Raw genomic sequence first — 24,166 nt, 5'->3', positions numbered from 1 at the left:
ACGATGGCACAGCTGCGGCAGGAAGCCGACCCGGACGAGGCGGGGCTCGACCCGAAGGCCCTGGGCCGGCTCGACGAGTTCTTCGCCCGTCACGTCGAGGAGGGCCGGCTGCCCGGCTACCTGGTGTCCGTGGCACGCGGCGGCCGGGTCGCCCACCTGAGCGTCCACGGCCACCGGGACGTCGCCGCCGGGCTGCCGGTCGGAACGGACACCCTGTGGCGGATTTACTCGATGACCAAGCCGGTCACCGCGGTCGCGGTGCTCCAACTGGTGGAGGACGGCAGCCTGTCGCTGGACGACCCGGTCGACCGCCACCTGCCCGCCTTCGCCGAACCGCGGGTGTACGAGGGCGGTTCGAGTGCCGGGGTCCGTACCCGTCCGGCCGGCGGACCGGTCCTCGTCCGGCATCTGCTCACCCACACGGCGGGTCTGACCTTCGGCTTCTACCACGAGCACCCCGTGGACGCGCTCTACCGGGAAGCGGGCCTGGAGTACTCGGTGCCGCCGGGCAAGGACCTCGCGCAGGCCGTCGACGTGTACGCGCGGATGCCGCTGCAGTTCGAGCCGGGCACGCGGTGGAACTACTCGGTGGCCTCCAACGTGCTGGGCCGGCTGATCGAGGTGGTCTCCGGCCGGCCCCTGGACGCGTACGTCACGGAGCGGATCCTGCGCCCGCTCGGCATGAGCGACACCGGCTTCCACATCGCCCCCGAACAGGCGCACCGGCTGGCCGAGTTGTACGGCGAGACGGAGGACGGCGGCATCACCCCGGTCCCCGGGCTGCCGGTGCTCGGCCGGCCGCGGTTCCTGTCCGGCAGCGGCGGCCTGGTCTCCAGCGCGCCGGACTTCCACCGGTTCATGGAGATGCTGCGCCGGGGCGGCGAACTGGACGGCGTCCGCCTGCTGTCGCCCGCCACGGTGGCCCGGATGTCCCGCAACCAGCTCCCCGGGGACGCCGAGTTGAGTTCCTTCGGCGCCCCGGTCCACCAGGGCCGCGCCAACCAGGGCCTGGGCTTCGGCTTCAACGTCTCCGTGGTCACCGACCCCGCCCGCACCCTGGCCCCGACCAGCCGGGGCACGTACGGCTGGACGGGAGTCGCCACCACCGCCTTCTGGGTCGACCCGACGCATGACCTCACCGTGCAGTTCATGACCCAGGTGCGGCCGAAGTCCCTGAAGGTCTTCCCGGACCTGCGCCGGCTGGTGCACGAGGCGCTGACGGACTGACCCCGGGGAGCGGCGGCCGGACCGCCGCAGGGGCACGGCTTCCGACCCGGGACACGAGCCATCGTCGTTGTGAGGCAGGTCACTTGCCGGGGTGGAACTTCCTGCCCGGCATCGGCGAACAGCGGGTGACCACGATCCCGCACCGCGATCCCGAGGACGTGCATGAACCACAGAGGTGGAACGTGACCCTGCTGCGAGACAACGGCGCCCCGGCCGCCCCGGCGACGGGCGCGAGCGGCGGCTCCGACGGCTCGGTCATCGAACGGTCCTGGGAGACGCCCGACGCGTTCGCCGTGATCTTCGACCGTTACGCCGACGACATCCACCGCTATCTCGCCCGGCGCCTGGGCACCGACACCGCCGACGACCTGATGGCGGAGACCTTCGTGATCGCCTTCCAGCGGCGGCGGCGCTACGACCCGGCGCATCCGCACGCCCGGCCCTGGCTGTACGGGATCGCCACGAACCTGGTCGCACGTCACCGCCGTGACGAGGCCCGCCGGTTGCGGGCGCTGTCGCGGGTGGCGTCCCTGGCGTCCGGCACGGAACACGACGGTCCCGAGGACGGGGTCGCCGAACGGCTCAGCGGCGGGTCGCACGCCGCCCTGGCCCGCGCCCTCGCCGGACTGCCCGCCCGGTACCGGGACGTGCTGCTGGTGACCGCCTGGGGCGAACTCGACTACGCGGAGGCGGCGCAGGCCCTGGGCGTGCCCGTCGGCACCGTGCGCTCCCGTCTGCACCGGGCCCGCACCAGGCTGCGCAAGGCGCTCGCCGCGGCCGGCCACCCCACCTCGAACGCACCGCAGAAGGAGACCGATCGTGGATGAGCTGACGCAGGTGCGCGGCTGGGACACCGGCGCCGGGGGCCTCTCCGACCGGGCCCGCGCGGCGGCCCGGGCCCGCCTGGAGACCGCGATCACCGGGGAGTCCCGCGGCCGCACGGCGCGCGCGGGCGGGCCGGACCGCCGCCTGGTGCTGCGCACCGCGCTCGCCGGTGCCGTCGCGGCGGGCGCGGGCGTGACCGTCGTCGTCACACGCGACGGCGGACCGCACCGCACCACGGTGCTGCACACGGTCAGCGCCGCGGAGGTGCTGCGGCAGGCCGCCGACCGCTCCCGAACCGCGAACAGCGACCTGCCCGTCCCGCGCGACGACCAGTACTTCTACACCCGGACCCACGTCGTCCACACGTACCTGAAGGACGGCAGGACCCGGACGTGGACCGACGAGAGCTGGATGTCGGTGGACGGCTCGAAGCCGTCCCTGCGCCAGGAGAACGGGAAGATCCACCACGACCCGCCGCTCGGCAGGCACGAGGTGCGCTGGCCGCCGACCGTCTACTCCGAACTCCAGAGGATGCCGACGGACCCCGACGCGCTGCTGGACGCGTTCAGGCGCGGGATGAAGCCCTCGACGCATACCGACATGTTCGCGTTCGACGAGGCGTGCATGCTGCTGATGGGGCCACGGGTACTGCCCCCGAAGCTGCAGGCCGCCGCCTTCGAGGCGCTGTCGAAGCTCCCGCACATCCGGCTCGACCGCTACGACGCGACCGTGGCCGGCCGGAAGGCCGTCGGCGTCTCCCACCCCCGGGCGAACTTCACCTTCGTCTTCGACCGCAGGACCTACGACTACCTGGGCCTGCGCACGAAGGGCAGTTCGGCGAAGAAGGTGCACGGCGAGTGGAAGCAGGTGAACTACTACTACGAGACCACGACGCTGGAGGACATCCAGGTGGTCGACCGCATCGGACAGCACCACTGAGCCGCCCGGCCGGGGGATGCCGCGCGCGGACCGGCTGCCCCGCCGGGCCGTCTAGGCATCCCGCCGGAAATCGAAGTCCGTTCCGTCATCCGAGAGTTCGGCCAGCCACAGGGCCGATCGCGCGGCCGTCTCCGCCGCCCGGTTCAGACCGGCCGGCAGGGAACCGTCGAGGATGTGACGGACGCCGAGGGCGAGGGGCCGGGAGACGCAGCGGGCCATCGCCGACTCCTCCTCGTCGCCGACGAGGTCGAGCAGGTAGCCGCCGCTCCAGGTGCGGTCCGCGGCCTCGACCGTCAGGGACACCGAGAGCACCACGCGGTCGCGGTCGGCGGCCGTGGTCGGATGGGCCGCGGCCAGTTCCCGGGCCAGGGCGGCGATGCGCTCGTCGTCGCCCGCGCGCAGTTCCTCGAAGACCGGCTCCCACGCCTTGCGCCAGCCGTCCAGGCGCAGCGTGCCGCGCACGAACGTGCGGGCCGTCCACGCGGCGGGGAGTCCGTACTGCTCGACGAAGGGGACGCTGTCCCGGTTGGGGTACGCCTCGAAGGTCTCCCCGGCCAGGACGAGCGGCCGGGTGGCCTCCCAGGGCCGGGCGGCGGTGACCTCGGCGCCGTCCTCCAGGTAACGGGCGGGCGCGCGCAACGCGTTGAGGACGCCGAGGGGTGCCCAGCTGAAGCGGTACCGGAAGTCGTTCGGGACCGCCGGGACACCCCCGCAGTAGGAGGTCAGGCGGTAGTCCGCCGGGGTGTCCGGGCCTATCTCGGCACGCGCCCGGCCGATGAGGCTGTGCGCGAAGAGGTGGTCGAGTCCCGGGTCCAGGCCCGCCTCGGTGAGTACGACGAGCCCGGCGGCCCGGGCCGCCGGGACCTGGTCGAGCACCTCGGGCGAGACGTAGCTGGAGCAGGCGAAGTGCGCACGCGCCCGGACGCACGCGGACAGCAGTGCGGCGTGTTCGGGCGCGGGCAGCATGGAGACGACGACGTCCCCGGGCGCCAGAGCGGCGGCGAGGGCCGGCAGGGTGAACGCCCGGGGTTCGGCCCGTCCCGTCAGGCCCATGCCGGCCAGGGCGCCGGCCGCGCGTTCCTCGGTACGGTGCCACAGCCGTACCCGGGCGGCCCGCTCGCACAGGTCGGCCAGTCCGCTGCCGGTGGACAGCCCCGCGCCCACCCAGTGCACGGTGCCGCTCGCCGGAACGCGCTCAGTCATGACGCGACCGCCCTTCGTCGATGCCGAGTTCCCGGCAGGCCTGGTGGAACCGGTCGAGGCAGCGCCGCCAGGCCGCCGAGGTGCCGAAGCCGAGCAGTTCGGGCAGCAGGGCCGCGGAGAAGTCGGTGCTGGACTCGCGTGGCAGCAGGGACGGCAGGTTGTCGATGGCGATGAGGTCCAGCGGCGGGTCCTCGCGCAGCCGGCGTGCCGGGGCGGCCCAGTCGGTGGTGCGGTCGTAGACGGGCAGGACGTTCAGCGGCGAGCCGACGTCGCAGGTGACGTCGCACAGGGTGCGCAGGCGGCGGGCGGGGTCGTCCAGGTCGGTCTCCCGCAGGAAGGGCGGGACGGGGGCGGTGGCGAGCACGCAGTTGACCATCGCGTCGTGGGCCAGCAGGGCCGGGCGGTCCAGGTCGCGGGTCTCGGCGAGGTCCCAGCGGGTGGCGGTCACGCCGGCGGTGTCCAGGGCGGCGGTGGCGCCCCGGCCGCTGCGGCCCAGCGCGCCGATCACGAGAGCCGTGAACTCCTCGTCGCCGGCGGCCCGCTGGAGGGCGGCGTCCAGTTCCTCCCTGCCGGTCGGGCGCAGGGGGGCGGTCAGCCGGCCGCGGTGCCGGAGCACGGTGAGGGCGGCGCCCAGGTAGCCGGCCCAGAAGCCGAAGGCGGCGAGCCGGCGGCCGTGCTCGTCGACCAGGTACTCCAGGTCCAGCAGTGCCCCGCCCCCGGCCGCGAACCGGCGCAGCAGGTCGGCCGCGCCCGGCTGCCCCTTGTAGGCGTGTCCGAAGGAGATGTGCCGGTGCGTCAGCGCGGGCGGCTCGCCGGGGAGTTCCTTCAGGCCGAGGACCACCGCGTCGGGCGGGGCCGTGACCCAGGAGCCCGCCGGTGCGGTGCCGCAGCCGGCCGCCGCGTACTCCTCCAGCGGGAAGATCCGCTGCGGGGACTCCTCCACGGTCAGGCGGACCCCGTGCGCGACGAGACGGCGGGCGTCGGCGGGGACGACCGGCGTGCGCCGCTCGGTCGTGCGGGCCTCGTGGCGCAGCCACAGATGGAGCTCGGTCATACCAGGTTCGCCTCCGGGCGCGGGGCGTCGGCCGCGAACCGGCCGGCGCTCAGGGGGCTGACGTCCAGGAAGGGTACGCGGCCCAGGTACAGGTCGCGGACGATCTCGCCCACGGCGGGTCCCTGGAGGAAACCGTGTCCGGAGAAGCCGGTCGCATACAGAAAACGGGATACCGAGGACGCCTCGCCGATCAGCGCGTTGTGGTCGGGCGTGTTCTCGTACAGACCGGCCCAGCCGCCGGTGCGGCGCAGTTCCAGCAGGGCGGGGGCGCGGCGCCGCATCGCCTCGCACAGCCGGGGGATCCAGCGGTCGTGGGTGTCGGTGGCGAAGCCCGGACGCTCGTCCGGGTCGGACATGCCGAGCAGCAGTCCGGGGCCCTCGGCGTGGAAGTAGAGGCTGGTGGTGAAGTCGATGGTCATGGGCAGTGCCGGCGGCAGGCCGTGCACCGGTTCGGTGACGGCGATCTGCCGGCGCAGCGGCCGTACCGGCAGATCCACCCCGGCCAGGGCGCCGACCGCCCGCGACCAGGCACCGGCCGCGCAGATCACCGTGCCGGTGGTGATGCGGCCGCGGGTGGTGGTGACGGCGGTGACGGTGGTGCCGTCGCGTTCGATGCCGGTCACCTCGGTGTGGCGCAGGATGCGGGCGCCGCGGGCACGGGCGGCGGTGGCGTAGCCCTGGACGACCGCCTCGGGGGTGCAGTGGCCGTCGTCCGGGGAGTAGCCGGCGGCCAGCAGCCCGTCGGTCCTGATCAGCGGCGACAGGCGGAGGGCCTCCGCCGGGGTCAGCATCCGGCTGGGCACCCCGAGGGAGTTCTGCAGGCGCACGCCCGCCTCGAAGGAGGCGACCTGCTCGGGTGTGGAGAGCAGGAACAGGTAGCCGACCCGGTGCAGCCCGATGTCCTGGCCGATCTCCTCCTCGAACCGGCCGAAGGCCTCCAGGCTGCGGGCGCCGAGCTGGATGTTCAGCTCGTCGGAGAACTGGGCCCGCACCCCGCCCGCGGCCCGGGAGGTGGAGCCCGCGCCGAGTTCGTCGCGTTCCACCAGGACCACGTCCCGCACTCCGGCGCGCGCCAGGTGGTAGGCGATGCTCGTGCCCATCACCCCGCCACCGACGATGACCGCCCGGGCCCGAAGGTTCACTCGGCCGCCTCCTTCACCGCGCCGATCAGGGCCCGGGCCGCCGCCGCGTCCCGGAGGCCGAGTCCGACGCTGTCGCTGTCGCTGTCGCTGTCGCTGTCGCTGTCGCTGTCGCTGTCGCTGTCGACGATGGCACCCGGGTGCCGCACGCGCCACGGCACCGGGCGGGCGCCTGGTCCGGCGGGCCCCGCCGTCGGGCGGGGCCGGCCCGTCCGGCAAGAGCCGGCGGGGCGGGAGCCGTGGGTCTGGGGCCCGGCGGTCGGAGACCGGCGGTTCAGGAGCCGTGGGCGACCGCGTCCAGGTGGGGCAGGATGTGGTCCATCCGCTCCCGCTTGGTCCGCAGGTAGGTGATGTTGCTCTCGCACGGCTCGATCAGCAGCGGCACCTGCTCGGCGACCTGGATGCCGTGCCGCACCAGCGCCTCACGCTTGCGCGGGTTGTTCGACATCAGGCGGACCGAGCGCACCCCGAGGTCGCGCAGGATCTGCGCGGCGACGCCGTAGTCGCGGGCGTCGACCGGCAGGCCGAGCGCCAGGTTCGCCTCGACCGTGTCCAGGCCCTCCGCCTGCAGGGCCATCGCACGCAGCTTGGCCAGCAGGCCGATGCCGCGCCCCTCGTGCCCCCTCAAGTAGACGACGATGCCGCTGCCTTCGGCGACCACCGCGCGCATGGCGGAGGCCAGCTGGTCGCCGCACTCGCAGTGCTGGGAGCCGAACGCGTCCCCGGTCAGGCACTCCGAGTGCAGCCGGACCAGAACGTTCTCCGCGCCGATCTCGCCGTGCACGAGGGCGACTTGCTCGTCACCGCGGTCGTGGTCCAGGTAGCCGATCGCCTGGAATTTCCCGTACACGGTGGGCAACGGGGTATTCACGACGCGTTCCGCGCCCGAACGCCGCGAGGACTTCTTGCCGAGGACGCCGAGGTTTTCTGTCATGATCTGATTCCTAAGCAGAGACGAAAGGCCGGGAAAAGATGAGTGGTTCGGGCGCGCGGCCGGTGGCATACGGGGTGGTGCCGGCGGACACTACGGAAGACGTACGGATGCGGGGGGCGGGCGTTTCAACACAGGTCGCCGTCCTTCCCGTCGGCAGCCTCGAACAGCACGGGGCGTACCTTCCGCTGGCGACCGACACGCTCGTCGCCTGCGCCGTGGCACGGGAGATCGCCGACGCGTACCCGGTGCACCTCCTTCCTCCGGTGACGGTGTCCTGCTCGCACGAGCACGCGGCCTGGCCGGGGACGGTCAGCATCTCCGCGCCGACCCTGCACGCGGTGATCCGGGACATCGCCGAGTCGCTGCGCCGCTCCGGTGTCGAGGCGCTGGTCGTGGTCAACGGGCACGGCGGGAACTACGTGCTGGGCAACGTCGTCCAGGAGGCGTCCGCGCGCGGGGAGCGCACGGGGCTCTTCCCGGCCGCCGAGGACTGGGAGACGGCTCGGCAGCGGGCGGGGGTGACCACCTCGCTGCTGACCGACATGCACGCCGGAGAAATCGAGACGTCGATTCTGCTGCACGCTCACCCCGAATTCGTCCGCCCTGGATACGAGTCCGCCGATTTCACCGCGGACGACCGTCGCCATCTGCTCACCGTGGGAATGTCCGCCTATACCGATTCGGGCGTCATCGGCCGTCCTTCCCTGGGCTCGGCGGAAAAGGGGAAGGAACTGCTGGCGAGCCTGGCGGATTCGTTCGGCGCGCTTTTCGCGCTGCTCACGTCCGCCGACGGCGCCGACGCCGGCGCGGTACCGGAGTAGCCGCGCAGCCCGGTCCACCAGCGGGCGACGAGGACGACGGCGCCGGGCAGGGCCGCGACGAAGCTGAGCACGCCGTACACGACGGCGACGGCCACGCCGCTGCTCGCGCCGAGCCCGGCGGCGCCGAACGCCCAGGCGGTGACGCCCTCGCGGGGGCCGAAGCCGCCGACGTTCAGCGGCAGGCCCATGGCGACCAGGGCGAGGACGGCGAGCGGGAGCAGCACCGCGACGGAGGCGGCCGAGCCCGCGACCCGGGCCGCCACGACGAACATCGCGAGGTGCCCGGCCAGGACGACGGCCGAGGACAGCGCGACACCGGGGCCGGACCGGCGGGAGAACAGCCCGTGCCGTGCCTCGGCGAGGAACCGGCGCACACCGCCGCCGGGGGCGGAGGCGCGGTTGCCGCGGACGGCGCGCAGCACGGCGAACGCGGCCGCCGCGGCCAGGGCCACCGGCAGGGCGAGGACGCGGACGTCCGACCGGACCGGCGACGGCAGGGTCAGCAGCACCGCGGCCCCGAACACCGCGAGCGCGATCTGCCCGGCGACCCGCTCCAGGACGACCGCCTTCACCCCGCGCCGCACGTCACCGGCGCTCTGCCCGTGCCGCACCGCCCGGTGCACGTCGCCGAGCACACCCCCGGGCAGCGCCGCGTTGAGGAACAGCGCCCGGTAGTAGTCGGCCACCGCGGCGCCCAGCGGCAGCCGGATGCCGAGGCCCCGGGCCACCAACTGCCAGCGCCACGCGCTGCACACGGTGGTGGCCACGCCGATGCCGGTCGCCGCGAGCAGCGTCGTCGCGTCGATCCGCCGCAGCCCGTCGAGCAGCACGCCGGTACCGAGCCGCCACAGCAGTACGCCGAGGATGACCACCCCGGCCGCGGTGCCGAAGTGGGTCCGAAACGCCGGGGAGTTGAGGCGCGCGAGGAGGGCGCCGGTGCGGGCCGTGGAGGTCTGGGCGGGCAGCGAGGCGCTGGACTCGGCCGGCCCGGATGCGCCGCGCTCGCCCCTCGCGGGAGCGCCGGACCCGCCCGGCGACGAGCCGCCGGCCCCCGCGGCCTCACCCGCGAGCGGCTTCAGCAGCGCCGTCGCCGCCTCCGCCAACGCCGTCGCCGCCTCGTGCGGGCGGCCCGTGCCCGCTCCTCCCCCGGCCGGCTCGCTCATGAGGCCCCTCCCGACGGCCGGGGCAGCGCCAGCAGGTCGCTGTGCTGGACGACGGCCTCCAGCTCACCGGCCTCGCACGCGGCCAGGCGTTCGGCGAGGTAGCGCTCGGCGCGCTCGCGCAGTTCGGGCCGCTGTTCGACGGCAGCGCCCACCCAGCCGCGCAGCCACTGCGCGGTCAGCGCGGCGTGCTCGGGGCCCAGCCGCCACGGGCTGGGATGCAGCCGTACCGTCATCCCCCGCTCGGCGAACGCCTCGCAGGCGACGGTGACCGCGTCCGGACCGAGCAGGCCGGTACGGCGCTGGTGGGCGTTGAACGCCTCGGTGAGCTCCGCGTCCAGCGGGTCGGCCGGGGCGAGTTCGACGCGTCCGGCGACGGACAGCGTGAGCAGGGCCGGGCAGCCGGCGCCGGCGCACGCGGCGGCGAGGGCCTCGATCTCCTCGCGGGTGAGGACGTCCAGCAGCGCGGAGGCCGTCACCAGGGAGGCCCCGGTCAGCGCGTCCGGGGTGAGCCGGGCGACGTCGCCGCGGCGCGTCTCGACCGAGACCCGGCTGCCGTCGGCGGCGGAGCGCGGGGAGGCGACGGCGGCGAAGTGCAGCAGGTACGGGTCGCGGTCGTGCAGGACCCAGTGCTGGGCGCCGTCGAGGCGGGGCGCGAGCCAGCGGCCCATCGAGCCGGTGCCGCAGCCCAGGTCGTGCACCACGAGGCCGCCCTCCCGGTCGGGCAGGGCGGCGAGCCGGTCCCGCAGGGGGTCCAGCAGGTCCGCCGCCCGGGCGTCCGCGTCGGCGGGTTCGCGTAGTTGGAGCCACTCCGGGGCGTACCGCGCCGGCTCCTCGCCGCCGTCGTGTCCCCCGGCCCGGTCGTCGTTCCCGTCGTTCCCGTCGTTCCCGTCGTGTCCGCCGTGCCCGCCGTGCCCGCCGTGGTTCTCGTCGGCGCCCTCCCGCAGCCGCAGCGTGGCCCGCTCACCGGGCCGGGTGACGGGCCCGGCACCGGCGATCACACCCGGGGAACCGCCGTACGCGTCCTGCCCGCCCCGCGTGCCCTGCCCGTCCGGCCCTGCGGCGGCCGCACCGGACGGCTCGCCCGTCCGCTCACCGGCGTCCACCCGTGTCTCCTCGCTTCCGGCGGGCAGCGGATACGCGCCCTCGCGGGGCCCCGGCTGGGCGGGGATCCCGCCGGTCACCGTCGTCGTCTCGGTCATGCCGCCCTCCCCTGGGCCTGCGGAAGCCGGCCGAGGACCCCGGCCAGGCTGCGGGCGGTCGTCGCCCAGCCGTCGAGGGCGGCGCGGCGCCCGCGCGCGGCGGCCTTCAGCCGGCGGCGCACGTCGGGTTCGCCGAACCAGCCGCGCAGTTCGGCGGCGAACGCGGCGGGGTCCTCCGGCGGCACGAGGATGCCGGGGACGCCGCCGTCGGGGGCGCGGCCGACCGCCTCGGGCACCCCGCCGACGTCGGTGGCCAGCACCGGCACACCGCGCGCCAGGGCCTCGGTGACGGCCATGCCGTACGTCTCCGCGTACGAGGTGAGGACCATCAGGTCGGCCGTCGCGTAGCTGGCGTCGAGTGCGGCGCCGGCCTGCGGCCCGACCAGCCGCAGCCGGTCCTGGAGGCCGTGTTCGCGGATCAGGCCGCGCAGGTGGGCGACGTACTCCGGGTCGCCGGTCAGGCCGCCGACGCAGTCGCAGGTCCACGGCAGGTCGGTGACCGCGGCCAGCGCCTCCACCAGCCGGTGCTGGCCCTTGCGCGGAGTGACCGCGGCGACGCACAGCAGGCGGGAGACGCCGTCGGTGCCGGGGGCGAGGGGCGCGATGTCGGCGCCGGGGGCGGCGACGTGCACCCGTTCGGGCGCCAGGCCGTGGTGGGAGACGAGGCGGCGGACCGCCCAGTCGCTGGTGGCGATCACGGCGGGCACCGCGCGCAGCACCGCACGCTCGCGCGCGTCGAGGTCGGCGGCCACGAGCGGGTCGAGGCCGGTCTCGTCGCCGAGGGGCAGGTGCACCAGCACCGCGAGGCGCAGGCGTTCGGCCTCGGGGACGACGATTTCGGGGACGCCGCAGGCGACCAGGCCGTCCAGCAGGACGACGGTGTCGTCGGGCAGTTCCCGCAGGGTGCGGGCGAGTACGTCGCGGTCGGCGCGGGCGGGGCGCGGCCAGCTGCCGGGCACCGCGTGCCGCACGGCCTGCCAGCCGAAGCCGGGCAGGTCGAGGCAGACCCGGCGGTCGTAGGCGTTGCCGCCGCTCGGCGCGGCCGGGTCGTCGACGCCGCCCGGCATGACGAAGTGCACGGTACGCAGGGACATGGGGACGATCCCGGCCCTCTCGGAAGCGGTGGGCTGCGCGGGCACGTAGGTGAGCCGCGCCTTCGCCACGGTCGTCTCGGTCACAGACCACGCTCGTAACTCGCCCAGGCGATGTGCGACTCGTGCAGGGTCACCGAGAGGGACTTCAGGCCCTTGGCGCCCTCGCCGAGCGCGCCCTTGTGGACGCGTTCGGCGAGCCGGTCGGCGATGACCTTGGCGAGGAACTCGGTGGAGGTGTTGATCCCCGCGAACTCGGGTTCGTCGTCGAGGTTGCGGTAGTTCAGTTCGCCGGTGACGGCGCCGAGTTCGCGCGTGGCCAGACCGATGTCCACGACGATGTTGTCCTCGTCCAGCTGTTCACGGCGGAAGGTGGCGTCCACCAGGAACGTGGCGCCGTGCAGTCGCTGCGCGGGTCCGAACACCTCGCCGCGGAAGCTGTGGGCGATCATGATGTGATCGCGGACGGTGATGCTGAACAACGGACGACCCTCCAGGTGCGGCGCGTCTGGTGTCCCCGGCGGTTCCCTGCCGGGGGATGCCGTGTAGTACGGCTCCTGACTTCCCCGTGTTCAGCCTCCCCTCACTCTTTTTCCTGCTCAAGCACTACGCCCCGCGCAGGTCAGGTCGCGGGTCGGGGGTCCTGGCCGTAGCTGATGCGGTGGCACAGGGCCGGGATCTCGCCGGAGGCCAGCTTCGGCATCAGGCCGGGCAGTTCCTCGAAGGCGCTCTCGCCGGTGACCAGGGCGTCCAGAGCCGGGTCGGCGAGCAGGTCGAGGGCGAGCGCCATCCGTTCGGCGTAGCCGCGGCCGGCGCGGGCGGCCGGGGAGACGGTGCCGACCTGGCTGGCGCGCACGGTGAGCCGGCGGGAGTGGAAGGCCTCGCCGAGCGGCAGGCTGACGCGCCGGTCGCCGTACCAGCTCATCTCCACGACCGTGCCCTCGGTGGCGAGGAGTTCCAGGGAGCGGTTCAGGCCCGCCTCGGTGGCGCTGGCGTGCACGACGAGGTCGCAGTCGCCGAGGGCGTCCTCCGGGCCGGCGAAGTCGACGCCGAGCGCCCGCGCCGTCTTCGCGCGCGCCGGGTCGGCGTCGACGAGCTGGAGCCGTACGCCGGGGAAGCGGGCGAGCAGCGCGGCCACCGAGCAGCCGACCATGCCGCCGCCGACGACCGCGATCCGGTCGCCGACCAGGGGCGCGGCGTCCCAGAGGGCGTTCACCGCGGTCTCCACGGTCCCGGCCAGCACGGCCCGCCGGGCGGGCACCCGCTCGGGTACGACGGTGACGGCGCTCACCGGAACGACGTAACGGCTCTGGTGCGGATAGAGGCAGAACACCGTACGGCCGAGGAGGTGCGCGGGGCCTTCCTCGACGACGCCGACGTTCAGGTAGCCGTACTTCACCGGCCCGGGGAAGTCGCCCTCCTGGAACGGGGCCCGCATCACGGCGTGTTGGGACTCGGGCACCCCGCCGCGGAACACCAGCGTCTCCGTGCCGCGGCTCACTCCGGAGTACAGCGCGCGGACCAGCACCTCGTCCTTGCCCGGCGCCGTGAGGGCGACCTCACGGATCTCACCCAGTCCCGGCGAGCGGAGCCAGAACGCGCGGGCCGACCGGTTCATCGGCATCCTCCTGAACGATCGGGAAGTGGTTCACGTACCGAGATGTGCACAGGCCGCGCACAGTACGCGGCGGTGATCGACTCTGTCACTCGGCCGGAGGAATGTGCGGTGGCCCTGAACAACACGTTTGACGCAAGGCTCCAGCAGGAGACCGCTGTGGGAGCGGGCGTGCAGATCCTGCTGCTGGCCCTGCTCGGCTCCGCGATCGGCATGGGCCCGGCCGGCTGGCTGACGGGACTGGTCTTCGCGTTCGCCACCTGGGCTGTCCTCTCCCGCGCCCTGCACCGCTCCCGGCTCAGCTCCTTCGGCCCCGCCAACCGGGTCACGCTCGGCCGGGCCACCCTGGTCGGCGGGGTGACCGCGCTGGTCGCGGACTCCTTCGAGAGCTCCCCGCCGGTCACGCTGCTGGTCGGCCTGACCGCCGTCGCCCTCCTGCTGGACGGGGTGGACGGCAAGGTGGCCCGCCGCACCGGGACCTCCTCCGCACTCGGGGCCCGCTTCGACATGGAGGTCGACGCGTTCCTGATCCTGGTGCTGAGCGTGTACGTGTCGACGCAGCTCGGCCCGTGGGTCCTGCTGATCGGCGGCATGCGCTACGTGTTCGTCGCCGCCGCCCGGGTCGCGCCCTGGCTGAACGCTCCGCTGCCCCCGTCGTTCGCCCGCAAGACGGTCGCCGCGCTCCAGGGCGTCTGCCTGCTGCTCGCGGGCGCCGACCTGCTGCCGCACACCGCCAACCTGGGCATCGTCCTGCTCTCCCTCGGCTCCCTGGTCTGGTCGTTCGGCCGCGATGTGCTGTGGCTGTACGGCAACTCGGGCACGGGGGCGGGGACGGGAGCCGAGGAGACGGCCGCCGTGGAGCCGCTGGTGCGGGAGCTGGAGCTGGCGGCGCGCTGAGCGCGGGGGGTCGGTGGTCGACTGTCGGCGGTGGACAGTCGGCGGTGGACAGTCGGCGGTGGACAGTCGGCGGTGGACAGTCGGCAGTCGACCAGGGACAGCCGACCAGGGACAGCCGACGAACAGCGACCTGCCGCTCTCACCCCTACGCCGAAGGCGCCCTGGGCGCCCTGGCGGCCAGCGCCCGCAGGATCTCGGCCGCGGGAAACGGGGTGTGCTTGCTCCGGGTGAGCAGCCGGTGGTGGAAGTCGTCCAGGACGAGCGCGTGCGGTGCGTGCCGGTCGATGAGCGCGGCAAGATCCGGCGGAACACTGCCGGGCCGGTTTCCCTCGGTCCACGCTCGCAGGAACGCACCGGGTTCGACGCCCCCGCGCACCTCGTCGGGCAGGTGGTGGCGCAGCAGGTGGGTGGGGACGTACGAGCGGTCGTACGGCAAGTGGTCGGTGAGGAAGCGGTGTTCGGCTGCGGACAGCTCGAAGTCGCGGCTCAGCGCCAGCCCGAGGTCGGCGAAGTAGACCTGCCGGCCGTCGGTGAGCACGTTCCGGAAATGGGCGTCGAAGTGGACGAGTCCGCGTCCGCTCATGAATTCCGTGCCCTCGCGCAGCGCGCCCTCGGCCCACAGATGGGCCCATGAACCGTGCGCCGAGCCGGACACGGCCGCCGCACAGGTGTCGCGGAGCCAGTCGGCGAGCGTGTGCGGCACGTGCTCCAGGAAGAGGACCAGGCTGGCGGAGGCCGCCCCGATGGCTTCCAGCCGACGCCGGACAGCGGCCGATCCGTCCCAGTGCGCGACCGCTCCCTCGACCCCGCCGAACTCGTCGGCGAAGCCGTCGGGAGGCGTGTCCGGCAGGACCCGCCAGTGGTAGAGCAGCGGGAATCCCGCGTAGTCGTCCCTCAGCACCCAGCTCGTGGTCATGAGGTGCGCGGCCAGTTCTCGCCAGGCGCCGAAGCCCGTGGAACCGACTCCGTACTGGTAGAAGAGGGGAAGTTCGAAGTGGTTGGCGGTCGACCGTATACGGTCGACCGTCAGTTCCAGGTCCGTGAGCGGCACGCGTTTGACGAAGACGCGCAGACCGTCGACCTCCGTCTCGGCCGCCCTGCCGCCGACCCCGGAGCCGAGCCCCCGCGCACCGGCCACCACGTCCCGCAGTCGGCGGTCGCTGAGCAGGCTGAGCCGGGCCCCCACCGCGGCGTAGGCGGACACCCGAGCGGCGTGCTCCGCCCGCCCGACCGGCTCCATCGACGTTCTCTCCCCCATGTGCCCATCCTCACCGCCACCCGCAGGGCGGCCGCAACCGGTTTACGACCATGCCCCCGCACACGGCAGGGCCCGGACCGGGCACGCACGGTGCCGGTCCGGGTCCTTCCCCGGTACCGGGTGACGACCGAGCCGGTGACTACCGGGTCGACCGGCCGCGCAGGATCGCGAACGCTGCGGCGGCGAGGCCGAGCACACCGACCACGAGGCCGGCGACCCCGAGCCCCCGGGCGGTGGAGTCGCTGGAGTCGCCCGACGTGGCGGCGGCCTTCGGCGCGGCGTCGGAGTCGCCCTTCGACGCGGTGGGCGCCGCGTTCTCGTCACCCGCGGCCGCCAGCTTCAGGACCGGCGCCGGGTTCTCCGGCTCCTCCCCGCCCGTCGGCGCCTCGATCCAGCGGGCGACCTTGCCGTCGGAGTAGGTCTGCAGCGTCTTGAACATCAACTGGTTCGTGCTGTCGGGAAGTTGCCCGAAGGCGACGTCGAAGTCCTCGTACTGGCCGGCGCCGATCTTCCCGCCGGTCCAGGTGATCTCGGAGACCGCGTCGGTGATGGTGCCGTCGTCGGTCTTGACCGGCGTCTTCAGTTTGGTGGTGGTCACCTTGGGGGTCCAGCCGTCCTGCGGGTGGACCAGGACGCCGAGGACGGGGTGGTCGGTGGGCAGGAAGACCTGCACCTTGTCGGTGGAGGCGCTGTCCTCCTCGTTGGGCACGCGGAAGGTGAGCACGCCGTCCGTGGCCCCCTTGGCGTAGCTCTCCGGATGCACGGTGACGTGCGCCGAGGCGATCCCGGCGGCGCCGAACAGTCCGGCGGCGGCGAGCGCGGTGACGGTCGCGGCCCGGCGCAGGGCGGTACGGCTGCGGGTGTGCGTGCGTGTCGTGGACATGGATGAGTGGATCTCCGTACGGGTGAGGGGTGTGGGCTGGTCAGTCCCGGTTCAGACCGTGTACGGGATCGGGAGCGGAGGCCCACGACGGCTCACCGCGTGCCGCAGCGCGGGCCGGCGGGGCGGCTCGGGCGCGGCGGGAAGGGTCAGGGTACGCCCGGCGGGATCGGGCAACGGGGCGTTCCGCCACCAGGCGACGAGCCCGGGCACGAGCGCGACGGCCCGCCGCAGCAGCGACCACAGCGCGGCCTCGCCCCGCCGCAGCCACCAGGAGGCGACGAGGGCGGCGAGGAGATGGGCGAGGGTGGCGTACACGGTCGTGGCGTGCGCGGTCGTCGCATGGACCGTCGCGGAATGGACGTGCATGGCCGCCATCCCGTGCCCACCCATGTCGCCCATGTTCATGGCGTGAGCACGCTCGGAACCGGCGGCCGGGCCCGGATGAGCCGCTCCGAAGGCGAAGTGCAGCCCCGCCTGCGTGGCGAGCATGGCCGCACCGATGCCCGGCAACGACCGCTCGCGCCGGCCGAGCACCCAACCGAGCCCGAAGACCCCGAGGAACGCGGCAGCGTCGGCCCCCACCGACGGCATGTCCCCCATGGCCAGCCCGTGCCCGGCACCGGCGAGCAGCACGCACACCGCGGCGAACACGGCAGCGCGCAGGCTCCTCACGGCCGGGGATGCGCTCATGCTGAGGGATCTTCCCACGGTGGGGGGATACGTGGGGCGGGGACGGGCTGTTCAGTCGTCTACGGCGCGCCGCCGATGATGCAGAGTGCCGCCCTTACGCGTGGCGTGGCATCCACCCGCGGTACTTCGCAGACCGACAGGCGCTGCCGGGGGCGGTAGGGCGGCCGAAGTTCACGCGCGGTGGAAGACGTCGAGCGGGCCGTAAGCGGTCGCCTTGCTGTCGGCCAGCTCAGGGTGGTCGTCCACGCGGTCCCGGAGGATGCCGACGGTGTCGGGCCACACGGTGAAGTGCCCTCCGTCGCCGACGAGGATGCGGTCCCAGTCCTGGGAAGCCGAGACGCCGGCTCGGTCGATGACGAACCCGCGGCAGTCGGCCGCATCCTGATCGAGCGTGCGCACCAGTGCCGCGACCGCCTCCTCTCGGTCGGGCAGGGGGACGTCGGTGAGGCGCAGCGTGATGCTCTGCGTCGTCTCGTCCGTGCGTCGCACAATGCCGGTCACGGACTGGTCGTAGCCCTGCCAGCAGGTGAACTCGGCCTTCGAGTACCGCTCGTCGGCCAAGGCGGCGGCCAGGGCCGCGCCGTCGCCCATCAGCGGCTCACGGTTTCCGACCGGCGTCTCGCGGAATCCGAAGAGGGCATTGGTCAGCGGGTGCACGGCGGAGAGCCCGGCGTTCTCCAGATGTGTGAGGAGATGCTGGGCACGGGCGCTGTCCAGCTTCGGCACGTACCAGGTGAAGAAGCCCGCAGCCTTGGACGGGGCCGCAGCGGGGGCGTGGTCCGGGAACTCCTCGTGGAAGATGTGCCTGGCCCGTTCGTCGGGGACGACGGGCACGGTGTAGTCGTTGGTCCGGATGTGGTCCAGGAACTCCTGGGGCAGGGCGGCGTGGTGACGACGTACGTAGTGCGTGAGATCGACGGGCCAGAGCCAGGTGCCGTCCGTCATCAGGGATCCGGAGCCGACGATCCACTCTTCGCCGGTGAGGACGTCGCGCTCGGCGCCCATGGTGGTGTAGATCTCCAGGGCCGATTCCAGGTAGGCGAGGATACGGTCCTCGTCCCAGGGCCCACTGTCCTGTACGGCATCTCGCAGCGACGGCGCATCGTCTGGCGTGGTGGCCCGACCGCCGGTCTCCCGATAGAAGCCCGCTCGCTTGATCATTTTCACTCCTGTGAGCCTGCCCTAGTGGGCCATGGGCAGGTAGGTGCGCCAGTAGCCATTGTTGCCGATGGTGGGGGTCTGGTTGAGTCCGAGCTGGGGGGACGTTCCCACCTTGCTCGTGGGTGCCGTCACGGGTACACCGAGCTCGTTGGCGACGGACTGCGCGAGGGGCAGCTCGGGCGGTCTGGCGTCGGCGCCGGAGTAGCAGGAGATGAGGCGCACCGGTTCACCGTGGTAGTTGGGGTTGCTGCGGATCGCGTCCGCGATGTGGTGGGGGTGCACTTCGAAGTCTGTGAGGGTCTTCCCGGCGGCGTTGACGCGGCCGGGGACGAATACCCCCTCGTCCGTGCCGTGGACGACCACGTCGTGCACGCCGGGGACACGGGCGACCCGTTGCAGGTTGTTCAGGGTGCGCTCGTCGTAACCCACCGTGGTGGTGTTCTTGCCGAAGTAGACAGGGTCGCCCGAGATCAACTCGTAGTCGCCGGCCCGCGCCGGAGGGACGGGAATCTTCGAGTCGGGGGACTGGATCAGCTTCCACGTACGGGACTTGCCCATCTCGTCGAGGGCCGCGCTGTTCAGCCGGAAGCCGTTGAACAGGCCCACCGCCCCGCCGTTCTCGGCGACGATCCGGGCGGTGCTCCCGCCTGCTCCGAACGCGCCGCCGAACTCCATGCCGTAGCGGGCGGAGTCGCTCACCTCGTCGAGGCTGAGGCCCTTGCTCTCGCCGGTGGCGATGGCGATGGGCTGGGTGACGGCGAGATCGACGGTGATCGACTCGAGTCCACCGATGGCGGCCGTGACGAGGGTGGTGCCGGCGATGGTGGCGATCTCGGTGGACACGGTCACGCCGAGCGTGGCGGACAGCTCCAGTTGACGTGCGGGCCGTAGGACTCATGGAGCTTCCGTCCCTGTTCGTCGTCACCCCACGGCGAACCGGCCGCCCCCAGAGCGGTCCTGAGCTTGGTCAGCGCCTTGGCCAGGTCGGAGCTGTGCGTGTGGAACTGCGGGGCCGTCGCCTTCAGATCGGCGATCTTGATGTCGAGTATCTTGCCGTCGCTGTGGTCGCCCATGGCGTCCTCTGCTCCCCCTGAGTCGGCTGACCGGCCCGAAGACGGTAGTTCACCGAGCCGGGATGCCTTCGCGGTCCTGACGAAGGGGCGGCAGAGTTCCGATCAAGGTGAGCAAAGGATGAGGGCTCTGCTGCCCGCCAAGTGATCACCGAGGTGGCGGCTGCGAACCCGGGCCCGCACCTCCGTCGAAGGCGGAAGGCGGGCCCCTTCGGCAGCCAGGAGGCCAGTCGCGGGGTCAGGACCTGGGTTCCTCCAGCTTGACGGCAGCGGAGTCCGCGCCGTGCGGTTCAGCCTGTGCCGGGACGAAGGATTCGTGCTCTTCGACGACTTCACCGTCCACGACTTCCCCCTCCATCACTCGGTGCGACGGGTCCGCCAGCGGCAGGCCGGCGAGGTGCTTCTTGAGCCTCTTGGCCATCGGGAGGTAGGTAGCGAAGGTGAGCCCGCCGGAGACAGCAGCCCCTACGAGGGGGATGGCCTTCGAGACGGCCTTCGCGAACGACTCCTTCGTCATCTTGACGCCGATGTAGGCCGCGACCTTCTTCACTATGGGATAGACGACGCCCTTGGTGAGCGCCTTCTGAGGCAGCTTCTTGGCGACCTGTTCCGACATCATCCCCGCGACCTTCCCCACAGCGGCGTTCGCCGACTGGGTGCCGAACATCACGCCGAAGAACAGCGTGAGCACCCCCACGGTCGCGTCATCGACGTCATCGCCCTCGTCGGAGAACAGTTCGGGCCAGCTGTAGAGATAGGCGAGCTTCTGCGCGATGCGCAGCATGTGGCCGACGTACTGTGCCAAGTCGGCGGGCACCGTGGCGGGAAGGGCGAGGATGCCGGGTATCCCGGCCGCGGCGGAGAGAGCGCTGACTTTGGCGGTCTCGTAGCGGATCGAATCATTGGCCGCTTTCTCCAGAACGTCGACGGTGATACCCGCCGCCGCGGGGGTCTCTTCGATCGCTCTGCGGATCTCATCCTCGGTGCAGTGGCGCGCCAGCGCCGTCCGCAGGTACGCCTCACGGTGGATACGCACACCGGGGAGCTTGGCCGCCGCCAGCAGCACCGCGAAGAAGCGCGACTCGGGATTCTCGACCTCTTTACCCTGCTTCATGGCAGGAACTTACAGTAGCTCCGCAGATCACGGAGGAGACCCCAGGGTTCGCGTGCCGTCCAGGGTCAGGTACGCCTTCGCCGACACGGTCCGTACCGCGTCAGCGAGGCCGGTTTCCGGCTCACCAGCACTTTGCTAACTGTGCCTCACATAAAGTTGCGGGCATCTGATCACACTCGGGGGAGAGATCATGACCGTAGACGACATATCACCGGGCGGTGCGGCGCCGACCCGGATGCGCCTGAACCATGCGGCCCCGCTCGATGGCGGTGGAGGCTCGCCGTCCGGCGGCAAGGATCTCGCTTCGAGCCCCGCGGAGAAGAAGAAGGCAGCCGAGGCGATCGAGAGGCACCTGGAGCCCGACACCCACAGGGACGGCACCCAGGCGCGTGAGAGCACGGGGGCAGCCGCACGGGAGTTTGAGGGGTGGCTCACCGGACCTGCTCTGAAGACCGCGCGTAAGACGTGGAGCGAACAGCTCACGACGCTGATGAACCGCCTCGGCTCGGAGAAGGCCGCGTTGCGCGCCACGAACACGCTGCTGCGGAACACGGACACCGGCATCGAGCTGGGCATCCGCAAGTCCTCCGCGCTCGACTCGTTCTGATCGCACAGGTCCGACCGAACCGCGGGCGCCGTAACAGGAGTTCAGTCATGGTGACGTACTACGAGATCATGGGCACCGACCTGTCGAAGCTCACCACGGCTGCCGACGACTGGGCCGCCATGGCCAAGGACTTCGACAAGCTCGCGCGAACCTACCATCAGGAAGTGCATGGAATTTCCATCGGCGACATGTGGGTGGGTCTGAGTGCAAGCGCCGGCTCCGCACGCTTCGACGTGACGTGGAAGGAGTACCAGGGAGCGCAGAGCGAGGCGAAGGCCGTCGCCGAACTACTCCGGGACGCGCACGCTGAATTCAGCCGTCTTCGCAAGAAGATCGAGTACGTCGGAGAGGACGCGGTGAAGGCCGGCATGAAGGTGTCCGAGCAAGGCGCCGTCGCCTTCGACACGTCCAAGCTGGATCACAGCGAGTACATGGCCTACGTGCACGATCGCGACTACCAGGAGAGCTCCCGCAAGGCTGCTGCCGGATGGGCCGCGCATCTGGATTCGGCGGTGGCGGCCCTGAACGACGCGGACGAGGGGTTCGAACTCGCTCTCGCCTCCGTGATGCAGGACAGCGACCCCTTGGACGGCACGATCGGCGGTTTCAACCGGGAAGCGGGGCCCGACCCGTACCCGTCGCTTGCGGAGAGGGCGAAAGCGCAGCACGTCCCCAAGGGCAAGAAGGCGGTCGCCGAGTGGTGGCGCGGCCTCGATCCGGTCACGCGCGGCATCCTGCTTCAGGAGAACGGCGACGAGTTGCGGAAGGCGGGGATCATGAGCCCGCTGTACCACTGGCATGCTGCTGACGCGGGGTCCGGAGCCTTCGACACCGAGAAGCCCACGGCCAAGGATCTGTGGTACCTGGCCCGCGCGCAGGCCATCGCGGCCGGCGGCGACGTCAGCGGCGAGAACGCGGCGTCACGCAACATGGAGCATTACCTGAGTGCAACGGGTGAGCCGCTGGACCTGGACATCGACCGCATCCTCAAGGATGATCCCGGATTTCGCGACGACGTCTCGGTTCACATCGCCCAGAACATGGGACGGTTGCACAAGACCGGACTCGCTCAGGAGTTCGACATGCGAGGCAGTAGCTCCACGTACACCTACGACCTGAACAGCGATGCCAAACCGACAGTGAGCCCGCCGGACCAAGGACGAGAAGGAACCCGCGGCGACGTCTCACGCGGTGACGAGGAGAACCGGTGACGACCAAACGAGGTGCCCTCCTCGTCGCGGCAGTGGCAGCCACTTTCCTGCTTTCCGCCTGCTCCAGCCCGGACACGGACGAGCGCCATGTGACCGACGGTCGCACCTCGCGGTGGGACGAGAACGCCGGCGCGCCCGAGGCGTCGGCGTTCATGCACGTGACGGCACCCAAGGGTGCGACCGAGGTCAAGGGAGCCGTGCAGATCAACCCCCAGGAGGACATCTACCTCCTCTCGTTCGTCACCAGCGAGAAGAACGCCGAAGGCATCGCGGCGGACCTTCGCCCCGAAGAGCCGCTGAAAGTGAAGAAAGTCGACTTCGCCCCGGATGGCCAGCTGTTCCGGCACCTGGGGCTTGCCGAGCCGCAAACGCTGAAGGGAGCCCGCTCGGCCGGTGTCTGCCCCCCGTGCGTGAAGGACGATCGCCGCAAGAAGGTGCAGTGGATCGACATCTACGTCCAGACACTCAAGGCCGGTCACGCCAGGGTCTATCTGAAGGCGTTCTGACCTCGGTGTCAGCCGAACACGGCACCGGGCCCGAGGCGGACGTTGACGGCCGCACCGCACTGGCCTGCGCGGGCATCCGGCGAGCACGGCGCCTGGGTTACTGAAGGTGTTGCGCGAGCCGACGTACGCGGGGCCCTCGGCAAGCGGTGCGCTTGCCGAGGGCCCCGCGTCTGTTCAGAGTGCCGCGAAGGCGACGAACTCGGTCCAGATCGTGGGGTCCACGGCCAACGGGGCGCGGGTCGTGTCCTTCGAGTCGCGGGCGTGGACCCTGGCGGAGGCGGCGGCTACCTGGACGCCTCAATGAGTTCGTCCACCTGCGGCTTGGTGCCCTGCTTCTCCTCGGGGAGACGCCAGTTCTTGGACATGTCCCGTAGCCGGTGCGCCTCGTCGCAGATCAATACGTCCAGCGGTGGCTCCGGCCTGTCCACGAAACTGCTGAAATACGCGAAACGCTCCCGGAACTCGGATGCGGTGTATCCGACGTTCTCCTTGATCGCGGCGTTGAAGGCCCGCGATCCACTCGCGCACTTCACCGTTCGACCGGCGGCTTCGAGATCGGCTCGTAGCTGAAGCCCGATGGCGCTCTTCCCGGTACCTGCTCCCCCGGTGACGAGGAAGACGGCACGCTGCGGACGGGGAACGGGCGCCTCCCGATCCGGGGCGTCGAGAATGAGTTCCGAAGCCTCGAGCACGTCGTCGGCGACCTCTTTCTGCCGGCCTCTCAGGGTGAAAACCATGTCCTCACCATTCGACTTGACCATGGCGTCGAGCAGCGGCGTGTTACGGAGGTTCATCCGGTGCAGGATGTACTCGGCCGCGGAGTAGTCCTCCTCTCTGGTGAAGTGACGCTGCAGATCCTTGAGGAGCCTGGCCCGGGTGTCGCTCGTGTACGTACGGGCGTAAGGCCCTGTGGGTGCGTCGACACCGAGCAGCGGACGGACGGATTCATCCGTGGCGTTGTGCAGGTAGGTGAAACCGCCGCATTCGAAATGCAATCCGTTCAGCGGGCCGCTGGGTCCGGTGAACAGTTCGTAGTACTCACCGAGTTGAAGGGCAGGATGGGTGACGGGATCCTCGATGCCCGGTACGTATACGAGATCGGCCGTGGCAGCCTCCACCCTCGTCACCGACGACCATTGCTTCAGCTCGACGAGCTGCACGGAGAGGGTGCCTTTCCCAGGATGCCTTCCTACGAGGACCACATCAATCTGGCCCTGCGTCTTCGCTGCCTCTTCTGAGGCGTGCACGGTGGGCGAACACTCGACGAGCATCTCGACGTTGCCGCGTTCGGCAGCGACCAGGTCTTCCGCCAGCGAGACGAGACTGCGCGCCCACGCTGAACGCTCGCCGTCAGAGGAATCGCCTCGCTGGAAGTGCACCCAGCGGGCCGCGAGGTGGGGCACCAGACGGCGCCGTGCGTTCAGAGCTAGCAGGTCCCGTGCCGCTAGTCGCAGCAGGAGCATGGACACGAGGAGGATCCCCCAGAGCACGAGTGACTCGTGCGGGTGGGGGCGTGTCCATGCAGGAAGCCCGTCGGGCCGCAACCGGTATCGGGGATC

Annotated in this window: 25 protein-coding genes and 2 pseudogenes; 8 read left to right on the top strand and 19 right to left on the bottom strand. The window is 71.9% G+C overall.

Features of this window, described 5'->3' with window-relative positions; all coding sequences use genetic code 11:
* Positions 1-3: 3 nt before the first annotated feature.
* The 3 genes from B446_RS30455 to B446_RS30445 all read left to right on the top strand — a co-directional run bounded on the left by B446_RS30455 (position 4) and on the right by B446_RS30445 (position 2,991).
* Positions 4-1,227, top strand: a complete 1,224-nt coding sequence (locus B446_RS30455; RefSeq protein ID WP_020943287.1) for a serine hydrolase domain-containing protein — start codon at positions 4-6, stop codon at positions 1,225-1,227.
* 182 nt (positions 1,228-1,409) lie between these two features.
* A complete protein-coding gene (locus B446_RS30450; RefSeq protein ID WP_234967585.1) occupies positions 1,410-2,054 on the top strand; it encodes an RNA polymerase sigma factor in 645 nt (214 codons plus the stop codon).
* Positions 2,047-2,991, top strand: coding sequence for a CU044_5270 family protein (locus tag B446_RS30445; protein WP_020943285.1), 945 nt, complete (start codon positions 2,047-2,049; stop codon positions 2,989-2,991). Before B446_RS30450 ends, B446_RS30445 begins: the two co-directional genes overlap by 8 nt.
* A gap of 51 nt (positions 2,992-3,042) precedes the next feature.
* On the opposite strand, the gene B446_RS30440 is transcribed toward B446_RS30445, so the two are convergent.
* The 5 genes from B446_RS30440 to ribA all read right to left on the bottom strand — a co-directional run bounded on the left by B446_RS30440 (position 3,043) and on the right by ribA (position 7,321).
* Positions 3,043-4,194, bottom strand: a complete 1,152-nt coding sequence (locus B446_RS30440; RefSeq protein ID WP_020943284.1) for a saccharopine dehydrogenase family protein — start codon at positions 4,192-4,194, stop codon at positions 3,043-3,045.
* Positions 4,187-5,248 (bottom strand): saccharopine dehydrogenase, encoded by a 1,062-nt coding sequence (locus tag B446_RS30435; RefSeq protein ID WP_020943283.1) that lies wholly within the window; start codon positions 5,246-5,248, stop codon positions 4,187-4,189. The genes B446_RS30440 and B446_RS30435 overlap by 8 nt, the downstream gene beginning before the upstream one ends.
* Positions 5,245-6,390, bottom strand: a complete 1,146-nt coding sequence (locus B446_RS30430) for an NAD(P)/FAD-dependent oxidoreductase (RefSeq protein ID WP_020943282.1) — start codon at positions 6,388-6,390, stop codon at positions 5,245-5,247. The genes B446_RS30435 and B446_RS30430 overlap by 4 nt, the downstream gene beginning before the upstream one ends.
* Positions 6,387-6,536, bottom strand: coding sequence for a hypothetical protein (locus B446_RS39920; protein WP_158506789.1), 150 nt, complete (start codon positions 6,534-6,536; stop codon positions 6,387-6,389). Before B446_RS39920 ends, B446_RS30430 begins: the two co-directional genes overlap by 4 nt.
* A gap of 125 nt (positions 6,537-6,661) precedes the next feature.
* Entirely contained in the window at positions 6,662-7,321 is a 660-nt protein-coding gene (ribA, locus tag B446_RS30425) for a GTP cyclohydrolase II (RefSeq protein ID WP_020943281.1), read from the bottom strand.
* A gap of 38 nt (positions 7,322-7,359) precedes the next feature.
* Between ribA and B446_RS37530 the strand changes: the two genes are divergently transcribed.
* Positions 7,360-8,142: a creatininase family protein gene (locus B446_RS37530; RefSeq protein WP_078614842.1), complete on the top strand. Its 783-nt coding sequence runs from the start codon at positions 7,360-7,362 to the stop codon at positions 8,140-8,142.
* A 101-nt stretch (positions 8,143-8,243) separates the two neighbouring features.
* On the opposite strand, the pseudogene B446_RS40510 reads toward B446_RS37530, so the two are convergent.
* The 5 genes and pseudogenes from B446_RS40510 to B446_RS30400 form a co-directional block, all read right to left on the bottom strand.
* Positions 8,244-9,305, bottom strand: a pseudogene (locus B446_RS40510) (lysylphosphatidylglycerol synthase transmembrane domain-containing protein); the annotation flags it as partial.
* A complete protein-coding gene (locus tag B446_RS30415; protein WP_020943278.1) occupies positions 9,302-10,504 on the bottom strand; it encodes a methyltransferase domain-containing protein in 1,203 nt (400 codons plus the stop codon). The gene B446_RS30415 and the pseudogene B446_RS40510, both read right to left, overlap by 4 nt.
* Positions 10,501-11,682 carry a glycosyltransferase family 4 protein gene (locus B446_RS30410; protein ID WP_020943277.1) on the bottom strand — a complete coding sequence of 394 codons (1,182 nt, stop codon included), beginning with the start codon at positions 11,680-11,682 and terminating at the stop codon, positions 10,501-10,503. The genes B446_RS30415 and B446_RS30410 overlap by 4 nt, the downstream gene beginning before the upstream one ends.
* A complete protein-coding gene (locus B446_RS30405) occupies positions 11,679-12,077 on the bottom strand; it encodes a 6-pyruvoyl trahydropterin synthase family protein (RefSeq protein ID WP_020943276.1) in 399 nt (132 codons plus the stop codon). The genes B446_RS30410 and B446_RS30405 overlap by 4 nt, the downstream gene beginning before the upstream one ends.
* Before the next feature lie 140 nt (positions 12,078-12,217).
* Positions 12,218-13,213, bottom strand: a complete 996-nt coding sequence (locus tag B446_RS30400) for a zinc-dependent alcohol dehydrogenase (protein ID WP_020943275.1) — start codon at positions 13,211-13,213, stop codon at positions 12,218-12,220.
* A gap of 108 nt (positions 13,214-13,321) precedes the next feature.
* Here B446_RS30400 and B446_RS30395 point away from each other — a divergent pair, with 108 nt between their 5' ends.
* Positions 13,322-14,107, top strand: a complete 786-nt coding sequence (locus B446_RS30395; protein ID WP_043476747.1) for a CDP-alcohol phosphatidyltransferase family protein — start codon at positions 13,322-13,324, stop codon at positions 14,105-14,107.
* Between the two features lie 145 nt (positions 14,108-14,252).
* On the opposite strand, the gene B446_RS30390 is transcribed toward B446_RS30395, so the two are convergent.
* The 7 genes from B446_RS30390 to B446_RS30360 form a co-directional block, all read right to left on the bottom strand.
* Positions 14,253-15,365 (bottom strand): hypothetical protein, encoded by a 1,113-nt coding sequence (locus B446_RS30390; RefSeq protein ID WP_052352204.1) that lies wholly within the window; start codon positions 15,363-15,365, stop codon positions 14,253-14,255.
* A 139-nt stretch (positions 15,366-15,504) separates the two neighbouring features.
* A complete protein-coding gene (locus B446_RS30385) occupies positions 15,505-16,248 on the bottom strand; it encodes a YcnI family protein (RefSeq protein ID WP_020943272.1) in 744 nt (247 codons plus the stop codon).
* Positions 16,249-16,299: 51 nt separating this feature from the next.
* Positions 16,300-16,938 carry a hypothetical protein gene (locus B446_RS30380; protein ID WP_043476744.1) on the bottom strand — a complete coding sequence of 213 codons (639 nt, stop codon included), beginning with the start codon at positions 16,936-16,938 and terminating at the stop codon, positions 16,300-16,302.
* 171 nt (positions 16,939-17,109) lie between these two features.
* Positions 17,110-18,099 carry a hypothetical protein gene (locus B446_RS30375; protein WP_020943270.1) on the bottom strand — a complete coding sequence of 330 codons (990 nt, stop codon included), beginning with the start codon at positions 18,097-18,099 and terminating at the stop codon, positions 17,110-17,112.
* A 21-nt stretch (positions 18,100-18,120) separates the two neighbouring features.
* Positions 18,121-18,948 (bottom strand): hypothetical protein, encoded by an 828-nt coding sequence (locus tag B446_RS40505; protein ID WP_020943269.1) that lies wholly within the window; start codon positions 18,946-18,948, stop codon positions 18,121-18,123.
* Entirely contained in the window at positions 18,945-19,172 is a 228-nt protein-coding gene (locus B446_RS30365; protein WP_020943268.1) for a hypothetical protein, read from the bottom strand. Before B446_RS30365 ends, B446_RS40505 begins: the two co-directional genes overlap by 4 nt.
* A gap of 235 nt (positions 19,173-19,407) precedes the next feature.
* Positions 19,408-20,283, bottom strand: coding sequence for a hypothetical protein (locus B446_RS30360; protein WP_020943267.1), 876 nt, complete (start codon positions 20,281-20,283; stop codon positions 19,408-19,410).
* Positions 20,284-20,473: 190 nt separating this feature from the next.
* On the opposite strand from B446_RS30360, the gene B446_RS30355 reads away from it, so the two are divergent.
* From B446_RS30355 to B446_RS30345, 3 genes are read left to right on the top strand one after another with little or no spacing between them, the layout of a single operon-like run.
* Positions 20,474-20,890 carry a hypothetical protein gene (locus tag B446_RS30355; RefSeq protein ID WP_078614840.1) on the top strand — a complete coding sequence of 139 codons (417 nt, stop codon included), beginning with the start codon at positions 20,474-20,476 and terminating at the stop codon, positions 20,888-20,890.
* A 47-nt stretch (positions 20,891-20,937) separates the two neighbouring features.
* On the top strand, positions 20,938-22,101 hold the full coding sequence (locus B446_RS30350) for a hypothetical protein (protein ID WP_020943265.1): 1,164 nt from the start codon (positions 20,938-20,940) through the stop codon (positions 22,099-22,101).
* The gene (locus tag B446_RS30345; protein ID WP_234967583.1) at positions 22,098-22,607 is read left to right on the top strand and encodes a hypothetical protein; all 510 of its coding nucleotides are present in this window, start codon (positions 22,098-22,100) and stop codon (positions 22,605-22,607) included. Before B446_RS30350 ends, B446_RS30345 begins: the two co-directional genes overlap by 4 nt.
* A 174-nt stretch (positions 22,608-22,781) precedes the next feature.
* Here B446_RS30345 and B446_RS41190 read toward each other — a convergent pair.
* Positions 22,782-22,850: pseudogene (locus tag B446_RS41190) on the bottom strand (DUF397 domain-containing protein); the annotation flags it as partial.
* 41 nt (positions 22,851-22,891) lie between these two features.
* Positions 22,892-24,070 (bottom strand): DNA/RNA helicase domain-containing protein, encoded by a 1,179-nt coding sequence (locus B446_RS41185; protein WP_043479406.1) that lies wholly within the window; start codon positions 24,068-24,070, stop codon positions 22,892-22,894.
* Positions 24,071-24,166: the final 96 nt, after the last annotated feature.

Source organism: Streptomyces collinus Tu 365, from assembly GCF_000444875.1.
Taxonomy (GTDB): Bacteria; Actinomycetota; Actinomycetes; order Streptomycetales; family Streptomycetaceae; genus Streptomyces; species Streptomyces collinus_A.
This window is presented reverse-complemented; position numbering and strand designations above follow the sequence as displayed.